Below are 13936 nucleotides of genomic sequence, written 5' to 3' on the forward strand. Positions count from 1 at the left end.
GGGGCACAACGTTCCACATACCGCGCAAACGGAATGAGTTAGTAAGAACTACATGCCAACCCGCCGCCCCGGCCATCGGTCCACGGCACTGACAGCATTCCGACAGCCAGCCCCAGGCACCATGCGGCCTTCTGAAAAAACCACGGAGACAAGACCGATGCGCCTCGAACTTCCCCACGACCTGGGTTCGCCCACCCGCCGCCAATGGTTGCGATCCGGGCTGCAGTCGGGCAGCGCGCTCGCGCTCGGCGGCCTGCTGCCGGGCTTCGCCGGCATCGCCCGCGCCGACGACCCCTGGCCCAACAAGGCGGTGCGCTTCGTCGTGCCCTTCGCGCCGGGCGGCAGCTCGGAGATCGTGGCGCGCTCGACCGCGGTCGAGCTGTCGCGCACGCTGGGCCAGAACGTGTTCGTCGACAACAAGCCCGGCGCGGCCGGCAACATCGCCATGAGCGAGGTGGCGCGCAGCACCGACCAGCACACGCTGATCCTCGGCCACATCGGCACGCTGGCGGTCAACCCGTACATCTTCGCCAAGCTGCCCTACGACGCGAACAAGGACTTCAAGCCCGTGAGCCTGCTGGCCAAGGTGCCCAGCCTCTACGTGGTGCATCCCGACGTGCCGGCGAAGAACCTCAAGGAGTTCATCGCCTATGCCAAGAGCAAGCCCGGCAAGCTCAGCTACGGCTCGGCCGGCAACGGCAGCGCGGGCCACCTCGCCTTCGAATACCTGAAGATGACCTCCGAGGTCTTCATGCTGCACGTGCCCTATCGCGGCACCGGCCCGATGGTGACCGACCTGCTCTCGGGCCGGCTCGACGCCTCGGCCATCGGCGCGGCGGCGGTCATTCCCTTCATCAAGGCCGGCAAGGTGCGTTGCATCGCCACTGGCTCGGCCAGGCGGCTGGCCCAGCTGCCCGACGTGCCGACCGTGGCCGAGCAGGGCTTCCCGGGCTTCGAGATGACGCAGTGGTACGGCATGCTCGCGCCCGCCAGCATCACGCCGGCCCAGCTCGCCAAGCTCTCGGCCGAGACCATGAACGCGGTCAAGGCGCCCGAGTCGATGCGCCGCCTCACGGGCGACGCGGCCGAGGCCGTCGGCGGCACGCCCGAGCAGTTCGCGCAGTTCATCGCGAGCGAGCAGGGGCGCTGGCAGAAGGTGATCGCGCGGGCGGGCATCAAGCCCGACTGAAAGCGGGAACGGGCAGCCGAACGCAGAAGAAATACAAAAGCTGCGCAGAAGTCGCAGAAGGATTCAAAAGAGATTTCTCGGACCCTTCTTTTCCGCGTCTTCCGCGAAACCTTCGCGACTTCTGCGTTCGGCTGTCCGATCCCGCGTTCAGGCTCTAGCATCACGCCCCATGCGCATCCTGCTGGCCGAAGACGAACACACCCTGGGCACCTGGCTCAGCAAGGCGCTCGAGCATGCGGGCATCCAGGTCGAATGGGTGGACGACGGCCGGCTGGCCGACCGCGCGCTGCAGCAGCGCGACCACGATGCGCTGGTGCTCGACCTCGGCCTGCCCGGGCTCGACGGCCATGCGGTGCTGCAGCGGCTGCGCGAGCGCGACCAGCGGCTGCCCGCGCTGATCCTCACGGCGCGCGATTCGCTCGACGAGCGCGTGAGCGCGCTCAATGCCGGCGCCGACGACTTCCTCGCCAAGCCCTTCGCGCTGGCCGAGCTCGAGGCCCGGCTGCATGCGCTGGTGCGCCGCGCGCGCGGCGTCGAGCATCCGCGGCTGGCCTGCGGGCCGCTGGTGTACGACGGCGCGCGGCGGCAGTTCACGCTGGCCGGCGAGGCGCTCGCGCTGTCGCCGCGCGAGCTCGCGGTGCTGCGCGTGCTGGTGCAGCGCAGCGGCGAGCCGCTGTCGAAGCAGCAGATCCTCGAGCGCGTGTTCTCCGACGACGAGGAGGTCCATCCCGAGGCCGTCGAGGTGCTGGTCTACCGGCTGCGCAAGCGGCTGGACGGCCGCGGCGTGCGCATCGTCACGCTGCGCGGCCTGGGCTACGTGCTCGAGGCGGACTGAAGGCGGCATGGTGCGTCGCTCGGTCGCCTGGCTGCGCCGCGCCAGCCTCTGGCAGCGGCTCGCGCTGCTGCTGCTGCCCGCGCTGGTCGCCGTCACCGGCATCGAGCTGTGGCGCACGCGGCACGATGCGCTCGAATCGGCCAACGCGGCCTACGACCGCTCGCTGCTCGGCGCGCTCAAGTCCATCGACGCCAACATCTCGACCGCCTCGGGCGGGCTCTCGGTCGAGCTGCCCTACACCATGTTCGAGTTCTTCGAACTCACGGCCAGCGGCCAGGTGTTCTTTCGCGTCGCCACCTCCGACGGGCTGGTGGAGCTCGGCAGCGCCGACCTGCCCGCGCCGCCCGCCTCGCTCGCGCTCGGCGTGCCGGCCTTCTACGACGCCGAGTACTTCGGCGAGGCCGTGCGGCTCGCGGCCTACCGGCGCGAGCTCGACCGCGCGCCCGCCGGCAGCGCCGGGCGCAGCGTGCTGATCCAGGTCGGCGAGAGCACGCGCTCGCGCCAGGCCTTCAGCGCGCGCTTCGTGCGCAGCGCGGCGCTGCGCGATGCGCTGGTGCTCGCGCTGCTGGTGTTCGGCACCGGTGCCGCGCTGGCGGCGGCGCTGCGGCCGCTGTCGCGCCTCGCGCGCGAGGTCGAGGCACGCAAGCCCGACGACCTCACGCGCATCGCCGACGCCGACCTGCCCGCAGACGTGCGGCCGCTGGTGGCCGCGGTCAACCGCCAGATGTCGCGCACGCAGGACCTGGTGGCGCAGCAGCGGCAGTTCCTCGACGATGCCTCGCACCAGCTGCGCACCCACCTGACCACCCTGCAGATGCAGGCCGACTACGCGCAGCGCCAGCACGATCCGCTGCAGGTGCGCGCCGCGCTCGACGCGCTCGGCACCGAGATCGGCCGCGCCACGCGCAGCGCGCAGCAGCTGCTGGCGCTGGGCCGCAGCGACACCGTGGCCGTGGCGCCGGCCGCGTTCGAACTCGCCGGGCTGCTGCGCGAGGTCGCTGTCGACCTGCTGCCGCGGGCGCGCGCCAAGCGCATCGACCTCGGCATCCATGCGCCCGAGGAGACCGCGGAGCCTGCGCTCCTCGCGGTGGCCGACCGCGCGCTGCTGCGCGAGGCGCTCACCAACCTTGTCGCCAACGCGATCGCCTACACGCCGGACGCGGGCACCATCACCGTGTTCGCGGCCGGCGACGCGGCCGGCTGGAGCCTCAATGTCGAGGACGACGGCCCCGGCCTCGGCGAGGAGGAGCGCGCCCAGCTCGGCCAGCGCTTCCGACGCGGCGCGCGCGCCGGCAAGGGCGGCTTCGGGCTCGGCCTGGCCATCGCGCGCTCGATCGCGCAGCGCCACGGCGGCGAATTGCGGCTCGAGGCGCGCGAAGGCGGCAGCGGGCTGCATGCCATCATCTGGTGGCCGCGACCCGGCAGCGCCTGAGCGCGTTGCCGCCGCCTCGCATCGCCCTCCCTTCGCCATGCCGACCCGCACCGCCCCTCCTCGACGCCAGGCCCTGCGCGCACTCTCGGCGCTGCTGCTGCCCGCCGGCATCGCGCGTGCCTTCGCCGCGCCGCAGCTCGATCCGGCCGATCCGTCGCAGGCCGCGGCCGAATGCATCATTCCCGCCAAGGCCGGCGGCGGCTTCGCCCTCACCTGCGCGCTCGCGCGCGACGCGCTGCAGGCCGTGCGCCCCGCGCGCGCGCCGCTCGCGCAGCGCTTCCTGCCGGGCGGCATCGGCGCCGTCGCCTTCGACCGCATCGCCACCGGCCGCCTCGGCGGCCCGGGCACGCTGGTCGCGTTCTCGAGCGGTTCGTTGCTCAACCTCGCGCAGGGCCGCTTCGGCCCGCATCCGACCAGCGCCGTGCGCTGGGTCGCCGCGCTCGGCACCGACTATGGCGTGGTCGTGGTGCACCGCGATTCGCCCTACCGCAGCCTGCGCGAGCTGATGGCCGCGCTGCGCCAGTCGCCGTCGCGCATCGTGTTCGGCGCCGGCGGCACCGTCGGCAGCCAGGACTGGGTGAAGGCCGCGCTGCTCGTGCGCGCCGCCGGCGGCGACCACCGCGCGATGCGCTTCGTCTCCTTCGAGGGCGGCGGCGATGCGCTCGGCGCGCTGCAGGGCCGCCATGTCGACGTGTTCGCGGGCGACGCCGCCGAGGCGCTGCAGGCCATGGCCGGCGGCACCGCCGTGCGCCTGCTCGCCGTGCTGTCGGAAGCGCGGCTCGGCGGTGCGCTCGCGGGCGTGCCGACCGCGCGCGAACAGGGCGTGGACCTCGTGTGGCCCACCGTGCGCGGCCTCTACATCAGCGCCGACGTGCCCGACGCCGCGCTGCGCGCCTGGACCGCCGCTTTCGAGGAGGCCATGGCCGCGCCCGGCTATGCTGCGCTGCGCGAGCGGCATGGGCTCTATCCCTTCGCGCTCACGGGGCCCGCGCTCGATGCCTATGTGCGGGAACGCATCCAGGTTTATCGGCAGCAGGCCGAGGCGTTGGGGCTGCGGCGGTGGAATCCTTGATGCAGAACCGGCCCTCGAGGGGGCCTACTTGCCCTTCTTCCTTGCCTTCGAGATGACGAGCAGCAGCACGAACAGCGCCCCCGTGACAATCGAGATGATGGTCAGCCAATCGATGGTGGTGTCGAGGTCCATGGTGTTCCTTCCTTTGCCGCGAAGTCTGGCGTGGGGGACGTGCCGCGTCGATCCACCGAAGGCGATACATCCTTCGAACCAGGAGAAGTCTTGACCCCCGCGGAACTGCAAACCTACCTCCACGACCACATCCCCCTCTCGAAGGCCATGGCCGTGTCCGTCGATTCGGTGGCGTCGCATGAAGTGGTGCTGCGCGCACCGCTCGCGCCCAACATCAACCACCGCGACACCGTGTTCGGCGGCAGCGCCTCGGCGGTCGCGATCCTCGCGGCCTGGTCGCTGCTCAACACGCGGCTGACGGCCGAGGGCCTGGCCAGCCGGCTCGTGATCCAGCGCAACACCATGGCCTACGACCTGCCGATCGAGGGCGACTTCGTCGCGCGCTCGGCCTTCGACGAGCCCACGCAATGGCCGCAGTTCGCGCGCATGCTGGCGCGCAAGGGCAAGGCGCGGATCTCGGTGTCGTCGCAGCTCGAGTTCGGCGGGCAGGTCGTGGGGCGGCTGACCGGCGAATTCGTGGCGCTGCGGCCACCACCGGAGCAAGCCGCATAGCAGCCGCCATGCAGAACACCCTCGTGAAATCCGCGGTGCGGGTCTTCGAACTGCTCGAGCTGTTCGAGGCCGAACAGCGGCCGCTGCGCGTGGCGGAGATCGTGCAGAAGCTGGGCGCGCCGCAATCGAGCGTGTCGATGTTGCTCAAGACCCTGGCCAGCCAGGGCTACATGGAATACGAGCGCGCGACGCGCAGCTACTGCCCGTCGGTGCGGGTCGCGTTCCTCTGCGAATGGGCCACGCACATGCCGGGCCAGCGCGAGACCATCCATGACACGCTGCGCCGCCTGGCCAGCGAGACCGGCGAGTCGGTGCTGCTCGGCCGCAAGAGCGGTCTCTCGATGCAGTACATCTCGGTGATCCAGTCGCAGCACGCGCTGCGCTTCTCGCCCTCGCCAGGCGTGAAGCGGCCGATGCACCACGCCGCCATCGGCATCATGCTACTGAGCGAGATGAAGGACGAGCAGATCGAGCTGCTGCTGCGGCGCTACAACGCCGAGCGCGGCAAGAGCGGCCCGATCGCGCGGATCGCGCAGACCCTTCGCGCAGTCGAGCAGGCGCGCGAACAGGGCTGGTACGAATCGGCCAACCTCGCGACCTCGGGCGCGGGCGTGATCGCCACCCTGATCCCCACCAAGATCCGCGGCCAGCGGCTGGCGATCGGGATCGGTGCGCCGGTCGATCGGCTGCACCAGCGGCGCCGGCAACTGCTGCCCGCGCTGCTGGCCGCCGCCGGCAACTGCTGAGCGCGGCGCTCAGCGGCCCTCGCCGCGCAATTCGATCGCCGCCTGCACGGCCAGCAGGCGCTGCGCCTGCGCGAGGTGCAGCCGCTCGACCATCCGGCCCTCGAGGTTGATGACGCCCGCACCCGCATGGCGGGGCAGCTCGAAGGCCGCGACGATCGCCCGGGCCTCCTCGAGCGCCGTCGCCGACGGAGAGAAGGCCGCGTTCGCCGGCGCGATCTGCGAAGGATGGATCAGCGTCTTGCCGTCGAAGGCCATGCGCGCCGACTGAATCGCCTCCGCATCGAAGCCCGCGGTATCGGCGAAGTCGTTCCAGACGCCGTCGAGCACGCAGACGCCGTGCCGCTTCGCATTGAGCACGACATTCATGAGCCAGGGCATGAGGTAGCGCCGCCCATCGCCCGCGAACACGCCGGTTTCCTTCGCGAGATCGTTGGTGCCGACCACGAGCGCCTCGAGCCACGGCCGCGCGCCCAGGCCGGCACGCACGATGTCGTCGAGCGCCGCGAGCGCATCGGCCGTCTCGACCATCAGCCATAGCCGCAGTTCAGCGCCCAGGCCATGGCGCAGCGCGGCCTCCGACAGGAAGCGCACGTCGTTCGCGCTGCCGATCTTGGGCACCAGCAACGCGTCGGGACGGCAGCGCGCCACGGTGCGCATGTCGGCATCGAAGTCCGCGCTGCCGATGGCGTTGATGCGGACCACCCTGTACTGCGGCCCGGACCGTCCGGCCTCGAAGACCTGCAGCAGGTGGCCGCGCGCCGCCTCCTTCATCTCGGGAGCGACGGCATCTTCGAGGTCGAAGACGACGGCATCGGCATCGAGGCCGCCGACCTTGGCGAGGGCGCGTGGATTGGAAGCCGGAACGTAGAGCGCCGAGCGGCGCGGTGGGTGCTGAAGTGCATTCATGGGCGTGCAGTCTGCCGATTCGCTCGCGTGCCTTCCATCGCATATGTGATGGTTCTCGCGCTTCATCAACCATCACATCCATGATGCTTTTGGCCGACGCACGCTCAGATACTTCAGCGAACGAGACAACCAGACGGCAGGAAAGAAGATGAGCGAAGCGCACACCGGCGTGACGAAGGACGTGGAGGCCACGCGGCTGCTGGCCGAATGGATCGGCGACAGCGCGCGGGCAACGATCACGCCGCTGGCACTCGAATGGGCACGGCATGTGATGCTCGACTGGCTCGCCGTGACCATCGCCGGCAGCAGCGAACCGCTGGTGCAGATGCTCGCGGAGGAATACGGCGGCAGCGGCGATGAAGCCTCCTCGCTGATCGCGAGCGGCCGCCGTGCGCGGCCGCTGGACGCCGCGCTGATCAACGGCGCCGCCGGCCATGCGCTCGACTTCGACGACGTGGCCTCGCGCATGTTCGGCCATCCCAGCGTGCCGGTGGTGCCCGCGGCGCTGGCGCTGGCACAGGCGCGCGGCGCTTCCGGCCTCGCGCTGCTGCAGGCGGTGGTGGTCGGCCACGAGATCGAGAGCCGCGTCGGCGAGATGGTGGGGCCGAGCCACTACCGCCACGGCTTCCATGCGACCGGCACCGTCGGCACGCTGGGCGCCGCGGCTGCCTGTGCCCACCTGCAAGCGCTCGACCCGTCGCGCACCGCGCATGCACTGGGCCTCGCGGCCACCCAGGCCGCCGGACTCAAGTCGATGTTCGGCACCATGGCCAAGCCGCTGCACGCGGGCAAGGCCGCGATGAACGGGCTGATGGCCGCGCAGCTCGCGGCGCGCGGCTTCACCGCGAACGAACAGGCGATCGAGGGTGCTCAGGGCTTCGCGCGCACGCTGGCGCCGGAGCTCAACCCCTTCCCCGCCACCATCGACACCACGCCCGGCTTCGCGATCGAGCGCACGCTGTTCAAGTACCACGCCGCCTGCTACCTCACGCACTCGTCGATCGAGGCCATCCGCGAACTGCGCGCGCGCCACGGCGTCGGTCTCGACGACATGGAAACGATGACGCTGACGGTCTCGGGCGAAGGCAACCATCGCGGCGTCTGCGACATCGAGGCACCGGCGACCGGGCTCGAGGTCAAGTTCTCGATCCGCCACCTGGCCGCGCTGGCGCTGGACGGCGCCGACACCGCGGCACTCGGTCTCTACACCGACGAGACGGCAAGCAATCCGCGCTGGCGCCAGGCGCGCGAGCGCGTGACGCTAGAGGTCGCCGACACGCAACAGCGCGACACCGCGACCGCCACCCTGCGCACGCGCGATGGCCGCGTGCTGAGCGCGCAGGCCAACGTCGCCATCCCCGCCCCCGACCTCGATGCGCAATGGCAACGCCTGCACGCCAAGGCGCGCGCGATCGCCGAGCCGGTGATCGGCGCCGCGCGCTTCGAGCGGCTGGCGCAGGCGGTCGCGGCGCTCCCCACCTCCCCCCACCTCCACTCCCTGATCGAAGCGATTCAATGACGCCCAACGACATCACGGTCCAACGCCTGAAGGCCGAGGCCAGGCCCAGGACACGCGGCAACCGGTACGAGGATTTCGACATCAGCCGCCGCTTCGCGCACCACTGGGGCCGCACGGTCACGGCCGCCGACAACACGCTGTTCTCGACGCTGACGCTGCACTACAACCCGCACTACACCAACGAGGCCTTCGCCCAGGCCCATGGCCACCCGACCACGCCGGTCAATCCGCTGCTGGTGTTCAACACGGTGTTCGGCCTGTCGGTGGAAGACCTGTCCGAGGGCGGCGGTCCCTTCCTCGGCGTGGACGAGCTCAGCTACCTGCGGCCCGTCTATCCGGGCGACACGCTCGAGGCCCGCTCCGAGGTGGTGGCCGCGCGCCTGGCGAGCAACCGCCCGGGCTACGGCATCGTCACCTGGCACACGCGCGGCAGCAACCAACGCGGCGAGGAGGTCATCGCCTTCAAGCGCACGAACCTGGTCAAAACGAGGAACTGAAACGATGTCGGAAGATGGTCTGGGCTACATGACGCAAGAGCGTCGCATGATCCGCGACGCGGCGCGCGAATTCACGATGAAGGAGGTGCTGCCGGTCGCCAACAGGCTCGACGGCCCGGAGGGCGAGATCCCGATGGAACTGCGCCAAAAGATCGCCGACATGGGCTACTTCGGGATCATGATTCCCGAGCAGTACGGCGGCCTCGGGCTCGGCTACTTCGAGTACTGCCTGATCTGCGAGGAACTGGCGCGCGGCTGGATGTCGGTCGCCTCGATCGTCGCGCGCGCCCAGGGCGGCTGGATCAAGGCCGCCATGCCCGAGGAGATGCGCGCCAGGTACCTGCCGCGCGTGGTGCGCGGCGAGTTCCTCAACGCGAGCGCGCTGTCCGAGCCCGACACCGGCTCCGACTTGGCCTCGATCTCCTGCCGCGCGGTGCGCGACGGCGACGAGTGGGTGATCACCGGCAACAAGTACTGGTGCACCTTCGCGGACGGCGCCGACTACATCACGCTGTTTGCGCGCACCGCGCCGCCGCCCAACTCCGACAAGCGCTGGCTCGGCATCTCCTGCTTCCTGATCGAGAAGGAGCGCGGCAGCTTTCCGAAGGGCATGACCGGCGCGCCGATTCCCAAGATCGGTTACTTCGGCTGGAAGACCTTCGAGCTCGCGCTCGACGGCCTGCGCGTGCCGGCGGACTGCCTGATCGGCGAGGAAGGCAAGGCCTTCCACCTGATGACCAAGGGCCTGGAAGGCGCGCGCGCCCACACGGCCGCGCGTGCCATCGGCCTGGCCCAGGGTGCGCTCGAGGACGCCATCGCCTATGCGGGCGAGCGAAAGCAGTTCGGCATGCCGATCGCCGAGTACCAGGCGATTCGCTTCAAGATCGCCACCATGGCGACCGAGATCGAGGCGGCGCGCCAGCTCATGCACTTCGTCTGCAGCGCGATCGACAGCGGACGGCGCTGCGACAAGGAAGCCTCGATGGCGAAGTACTTCGCCTCCGAGATGGCAGAGCGCGTGACCTCCGAGGCGATGCAGATCTTCGGCGGCGCGGGCTACACCAAGCTGTTCCCGGTCGAACGCTACTGGCGCGACGCGCGGCTCACGAAGATCTTCGAGGGCACCTCGGAAATCCAGCAGCGCATCATCGCGACCAGCCTGCTGGGCAAGTCGGAGGTCGAGGCCATGATCGCCGGGCGCGCCTTCGCGGCCGTGGCGCAGAAAGGCGGCGCGGCATGAGAAGCGCCGAACTCACCAGCGCCGACAACTACTTCGAGGACTTCGAGGTCGGCCTGCTGCTGCGCCATCACCGCGGCAAGACCGTGACCGAGATGGACAACGTGCTGCTCACCAACCTGGTGATGAACACCGCCGAGGGCCATTTCAACGAGGACGCGATGAAGAAGCAGGATGCGCGCGGCATCTTCGCGCAGCGCGTGGTGTTCGGCGGCATCAACCTGTCGATGGTGCTCGGGCTCGCGGCCCAGGACACGGCCGAGCAATGCCTGCAGGAACTGGCGCTCGACAGGATCCGCCTGTCGCACCCGGTGTTCCATGGCGACACGCTCTATGCCTACAGCGAGGTGCTGGAAGCGCGCGCGGCCGACCGCGACGACGCCGGCATCGTGCGCTTCCGGCACTACGGCCTGAACCAGGACGACAAGCTCTGCGTCGAGGCCGAGCGCACCGTGCTGCTCAAGCGAAAGAGCCATTGGGCGGGCCGGTGACGCAGGCTGCCCCCGCCGCCACCGGCGCGCTCGAAGGCCTGGTCGTGCTCGACCTCACGCGCATGCTGGCCGGCCCCTACGCCACCATGATGCTGGCCGACCAGGGCGCGCGCGTGGTGAAGATCGAGCCGCCCGGCGGCGACCCCACGCGCCGGACCGGCCCGCACCTGCCCGGCGCGCTGACCATCGCCGAAGGCGGTTTCGGTGGCTACTTCGCCTCGATCAACCGCAACAAGCAGTCGCTCGCGCTCGACCTCAAGCAGCCCGCCGGCAAGGCCGCGCTGCTGCGCATGGTGCGCGGCGCCGACGTGCTGGTCGAGAACTACCGCTGCGGCGTGATGGAACGGCTGGGCCTGGGCTACGAGGCGCTGATCGCCGAGAACCCGCGGCTGGTCTATGCCGCGATGCGCGGCTTCGGCGATCCGCGCAGCGGCCGGAGCCCCTACGCGGACTGGCCGGCCTACGACCCGGTCGCGCAGGCCATGGGCGGCATCATGGGCATCACCGGCCCGGTGCCCGCGGGTGCGCCGACCAAGATCGGACCGGGCGTCGGCGACCTGGTGCCCGCGACATTCCTCGCCTTCGGCATCGCCTCGGCCTGCTGGCGAGCGCAGCGCACCGGGCGCGGCCAATTCGTCGACGTGTCGATGGTCGATGCGGTGCTGGCGATCTGCGAGCGGCTGGTCTACCAGTACAGCGCCTCGCACGAGTCGCCGGGCCCCGAGGGCAACGGCCACCCGCTGCTGTGTCCGTTCGGACTGTTCCCCGCGAAGGACGGCCACGTGAGCCTCGGCGTGCCCAACGACCGCTTCTGGGTGCCGCTGGTGCAGCGCATGGGCCGGCCCGAGCTCGCGAGCGATCCGCGCTACGCGAGCAACGAGGCGCGCATGGCGCACCGCGCCGAAGTCGAGGCCCTGGTCGGCGAATGGACCGCGCGCCACACCAAGGCCGAGCTGTCGTCGCTGCTCGGCGCCGAGATTCCGTTCGGCCCGGTGTTCGATGCCCAGGACATCTTCGAGGACGCGCATTTCCGCGCGCGCGGGATGCTGGTGGAGACCGAGCAGCCGGGCGCCGCGCGCGCGCTGACCGTGGCCGGCACGCCGGTCCACATGAGCGACACGCCCGGCGGCGTGCACCGGCGCGCCCCGCTCACCGGCGAGCACAGCGACGCGGTGCTCCAGGGCTTCGGCTTCGCGCCGGCCGAGATCGCGGCGCTGCGCGCCGACCACGTCATCCACTGAAACCACTGCCCGAAGGAGACGAGTTCCATGCAAGAACGACCCCAGAGATTGCGCCGCTGCCAGCTGTCCGTGCCCGGCTCGAGCGAGAAGATGATGCAGAAAGCCGCCGGCATGGACGTCGATTTCGTCTTCCTCGATCTCGAGGATGCGGTCGCGCCGTCGGAGAAACGCCCCGCGCGCGCGAAGATCGTGCACGCGCTCAACAGCCTCGACTGGGGCCGCACCACGCGCTGCGTGCGCATCAACGACCTGACGACCGAGTACGCCTACGAGGACATCATCGAGGTGGTCGAGGGCGCGCGCGAGAACCTCGACGTGATCATGCTGCCCAAGGCGACGAGCGCGGCCGACGTGCAGTTCGTCGACAAGCTGCTGTCGATGATGGAGAAGAAGCTCGGCATGAAGAAACGCATCGGCATCGACGTGCTGATCGAGGAGGTCGAGGCCATGATGCAGGTCGAGGAGATCGCGGCCTCCACGCCGCGGCTCGAGTGCCTGATCTTCGGCATGGGCGACTACTCGGCGAGCCAGGGCATCTCGCTGCGCGACATCGGCGGCGCCAGCGGCTATCCCGGCGACATCTGGCACTACCAGCGCCACAAGCTGACCATTGCCGCGCGCGCGCACCGCATCGATGCGGTCGACGGCCCCTTCGCCGACTTCAGGGACCCCGACGCCTTCCGCGAGGAATGCCGGCGCTCGATGATCCTCGGCATGGTCGGCAAGTGGGCCATCCATCCCTCGCAGGTCGCGCTCGCGCAGGAAGCTTTCTCGCCGCCGGCCGCCGACGTCGCGCGTGCGCGCGACATGATCCAGGCCTACGACCAGGCCCTCGCGCAGGGCCTCGGCGCCGTGCAGTACGACGGAAAGATGATCGACATCGCGTCGGTGCGCATCGTGCGCAACCTGGTCGAGCGGGCCGACCGCATCGGCATGTAGGCGCGCGTGCCCGTGGACGCGCTGCCGCCGGCAGCCGCGTCACCTGAAGCGACCCGAAGGAGACAAACAAATGCAACGAGACAAGATCGAACCGTCCCTGCCCCTGGATGCCGCCCGCCGGCGGCAGCTGCTCGCGGCCGCCCTGGCGCTGGGCGCCGGCGCACTGCCGCGGCTGGCCTTCGCGCAGGACTGGCCCACCAAGCCGGTGCGGCTGGTGGCCGCGCAGGCACCCGGCTCGTCCAACGACGCCACCGCGCGCGCGGTGGCCGAGTACATGACCTCGAGCCTGGGCCAGGCGGTGGTGGTGGAGAACAAGCCCGGCGGCATCGGCATGATCGCGGCGGACAACGTGGCGCGCTCCCCCGCGGACGGCTACACCCTGCTCATCACGCTGCACAGCCAGCTCGCGCAGGCACCGGTGATGCTCAAGAAGGTGCCGCTCGACACCTCGAAAGACCTGGTGCCGATCGCGGCCTTCAGCACCGGCGTGTCGCCGATGGTGGTGAAGAAGGACCTGCCGGTGAAGAACTTCAAGGAACTGCTCGCGCTCGCGCGCCAGCGGCCGGTGTCGGTGGGCAACTACGGCATCGGCTCGGGCTGGCAGATCATGATGACCCAGCTCGCCAAGCAGACCGGCGCCAGGTTCGACATCGTGAACTACAAGGGCACGGGCCCGATGGTGTTCGACCTGATGGCGGGCAACATCGACATCGGCGCGGGCTCGCTGGCGGGCCTGGGCCCCGGGATCCAGAAAGGCAGCTTCCGGCCGGTGCTGGTGATCTCGGGCGGGCGCTCGGAAAAGCTGCTGCCCGGCATTCCGACCTGGGCCGACGAGGGCTTCACCGGGCCCGCGTTCGAGAACCTCACCGAGTGCAACATGATCCTGGGCCCCGCGGGTCTTCCGGCCGACGTGGTGCGCCGCGTCGCCGATGCCTGCCGCGAATCGGCGTCCAGGTCGGAGGCCGTCAAGAATGTGCTGGCGCAGCTCGGCGTGGAGGAAGCGCCGCTGACGGGCGCCGAGCTGCAGCGCTTCATCCAGCGCACCTGGCCCACCTACCAGGCGATGACGAAGGAGCTCGGGCTGCAGGCGCAGTAGCAGCGCGCGCTGCGCGGGATGCGGAGGGAATGCCGCGGGCAGCGGCCGGACC

Annotated in this window: 14 protein-coding genes; 13 read left to right on the plus strand and 1 reads right to left on the minus strand. The window is 70.4% G+C overall.

Going from position 1 to position 13936, the window contains the following annotated elements; all coding sequences use genetic code 11:
* The first annotated feature begins 157 nt into the window (after positions 1-157).
* The 6 genes from INQ48_19915 to INQ48_19940 all read left to right on the plus strand — a co-directional run bounded on the left by INQ48_19915 (position 158) and on the right by INQ48_19940 (position 5958).
* On the plus strand, positions 158-1189 hold the full coding sequence (locus tag INQ48_19915; GenBank protein ID QRF55644.1) for a tripartite tricarboxylate transporter substrate binding protein: 1032 nt from the start codon (positions 158-160) through the stop codon (positions 1187-1189).
* A 169-nt stretch (positions 1190-1358) separates the two neighbouring features.
* Complete coding sequence (locus INQ48_19920) at positions 1359-2024, plus strand: response regulator (GenBank protein ID QRF55645.1); 666 nt, start codon at positions 1359-1361, stop codon at positions 2022-2024.
* Positions 2025-2031: 7 nt separating this feature from the next.
* Complete coding sequence (locus INQ48_19925) at positions 2032-3456, plus strand: sensor histidine kinase N-terminal domain-containing protein (GenBank protein ID QRF55646.1); 1425 nt, start codon at positions 2032-2034, stop codon at positions 3454-3456.
* Positions 3457-3493: 37 nt separating this feature from the next.
* The gene (locus INQ48_19930) at positions 3494-4528 is read left to right on the plus strand and encodes a tripartite tricarboxylate transporter substrate binding protein (GenBank protein QRF55647.1); all 1035 of its coding nucleotides are present in this window, start codon (positions 3494-3496) and stop codon (positions 4526-4528) included.
* A gap of 222 nt (positions 4529-4750) precedes the next feature.
* Positions 4751-5212, plus strand: a complete 462-nt coding sequence (locus tag INQ48_19935) for a thioesterase domain-containing protein (protein ID QRF55648.1) — start codon at positions 4751-4753, stop codon at positions 5210-5212.
* A gap of 8 nt (positions 5213-5220) precedes the next feature.
* Entirely contained in the window at positions 5221-5958 is a 738-nt protein-coding gene (locus INQ48_19940; protein QRF55649.1) for a helix-turn-helix domain-containing protein, read from the plus strand.
* 9 nt (positions 5959-5967) lie between these two features.
* Here the strand turns inward: INQ48_19940 and INQ48_19945 are convergent, their stop codons facing one another.
* Positions 5968-6864 carry a CoA ester lyase gene (locus INQ48_19945; GenBank protein ID QRF55650.1) on the minus strand — a complete coding sequence of 299 codons (897 nt, stop codon included), beginning with the start codon at positions 6862-6864 and terminating at the stop codon, positions 5968-5970.
* A gap of 148 nt (positions 6865-7012) precedes the next feature.
* Here INQ48_19945 and INQ48_19950 point away from each other — a divergent pair, with 148 nt between their 5' ends.
* The 7 genes from INQ48_19950 to INQ48_19980 all read left to right on the plus strand — a co-directional run bounded on the left by INQ48_19950 (position 7013) and on the right by INQ48_19980 (position 13884).
* A complete protein-coding gene (locus INQ48_19950; protein QRF55651.1) occupies positions 7013-8383 on the plus strand; it encodes an MmgE/PrpD family protein in 1371 nt (456 codons plus the stop codon).
* Positions 8380-8880 (plus strand): MaoC family dehydratase, encoded by a 501-nt coding sequence (locus INQ48_19955; GenBank protein QRF55652.1) that lies wholly within the window; start codon positions 8380-8382, stop codon positions 8878-8880. Before INQ48_19950 ends, INQ48_19955 begins: the two co-directional genes overlap by 4 nt.
* 4 nt (positions 8881-8884) lie before the next feature.
* Positions 8885-10120, plus strand: coding sequence for an acyl-CoA dehydrogenase family protein (locus INQ48_19960; protein ID QRF55653.1), 1236 nt, complete (start codon positions 8885-8887; stop codon positions 10118-10120).
* On the plus strand, positions 10117-10608 hold the full coding sequence (locus INQ48_19965) for a MaoC family dehydratase (GenBank protein QRF55654.1): 492 nt from the start codon (positions 10117-10119) through the stop codon (positions 10606-10608). Before INQ48_19960 ends, INQ48_19965 begins: the two co-directional genes overlap by 4 nt.
* Positions 10605-11849: a CoA transferase gene (locus INQ48_19970; protein QRF55655.1), complete on the plus strand. Its 1245-nt coding sequence runs from the start codon at positions 10605-10607 to the stop codon at positions 11847-11849. The genes INQ48_19965 and INQ48_19970 overlap by 4 nt, the downstream gene beginning before the upstream one ends.
* 27 nt (positions 11850-11876) lie before the next feature.
* Entirely contained in the window at positions 11877-12788 is a 912-nt protein-coding gene (locus tag INQ48_19975) for a CoA ester lyase (protein ID QRF55656.1), read from the plus strand.
* Between the two features lie 70 nt (positions 12789-12858).
* Positions 12859-13884: a tripartite tricarboxylate transporter substrate binding protein gene (locus tag INQ48_19980; protein QRF55657.1), complete on the plus strand. Its 1026-nt coding sequence runs from the start codon at positions 12859-12861 to the stop codon at positions 13882-13884.
* Positions 13885-13936 lie beyond the last annotated feature (52 nt).

The sequence above is a fragment of the Variovorax paradoxus genome, assembly GCA_016806145.1.
In the GTDB taxonomy this organism is placed as follows: domain Bacteria; phylum Pseudomonadota; class Gammaproteobacteria; order Burkholderiales; family Burkholderiaceae_C; genus Variovorax.

Excerpts from the sequence above, each read along its gene's own strand:
- INQ48_19915 (QRF55644.1), top strand. The coding sequence starts at position 158 with ATGCGCCTCGAACTTCCCCACGACCTGGGTTCGCCCACCCGCCGCCAA.
- INQ48_19965 (QRF55654.1), top strand. The coding sequence starts at position 10,117 with ATGAGAAGCGCCGAACTCACCAGCGCCGACAACTACTTCGAGGACTTC.
- INQ48_19950 (QRF55651.1), top strand. The coding sequence starts at position 7,013 with ATGAGCGAAGCGCACACCGGCGTGACGAAGGACGTGGAGGCCACGCGG.
- INQ48_19955 (QRF55652.1), top strand. The coding sequence starts at position 8,380 with ATGACGCCCAACGACATCACGGTCCAACGCCTGAAGGCCGAGGCCAGG.
- INQ48_19975 (QRF55656.1), top strand. The coding sequence starts at position 11,877 with ATGCAAGAACGACCCCAGAGATTGCGCCGCTGCCAGCTGTCCGTGCCC.
- INQ48_19945 (QRF55650.1), bottom strand. The coding sequence starts at position 6,864 with ATGAATGCACTTCAGCACCCACCGCGCCGCTCGGCGCTCTACGTTCCG.
- INQ48_19940 (QRF55649.1), top strand. The coding sequence starts at position 5,221 with ATGCAGAACACCCTCGTGAAATCCGCGGTGCGGGTCTTCGAACTGCTC.
- INQ48_19925 (QRF55646.1), top strand. The coding sequence starts at position 2,032 with ATGGTGCGTCGCTCGGTCGCCTGGCTGCGCCGCGCCAGCCTCTGGCAG.
- INQ48_19980 (QRF55657.1), top strand. The coding sequence starts at position 12,859 with ATGCAACGAGACAAGATCGAACCGTCCCTGCCCCTGGATGCCGCCCGC.
- INQ48_19920 (QRF55645.1), top strand. The coding sequence starts at position 1,359 with ATGCGCATCCTGCTGGCCGAAGACGAACACACCCTGGGCACCTGGCTC.
- INQ48_19930 (QRF55647.1), top strand. The coding sequence starts at position 3,494 with ATGCCGACCCGCACCGCCCCTCCTCGACGCCAGGCCCTGCGCGCACTC.
- INQ48_19960 (QRF55653.1), top strand. The coding sequence starts at position 8,885 with ATGTCGGAAGATGGTCTGGGCTACATGACGCAAGAGCGTCGCATGATC.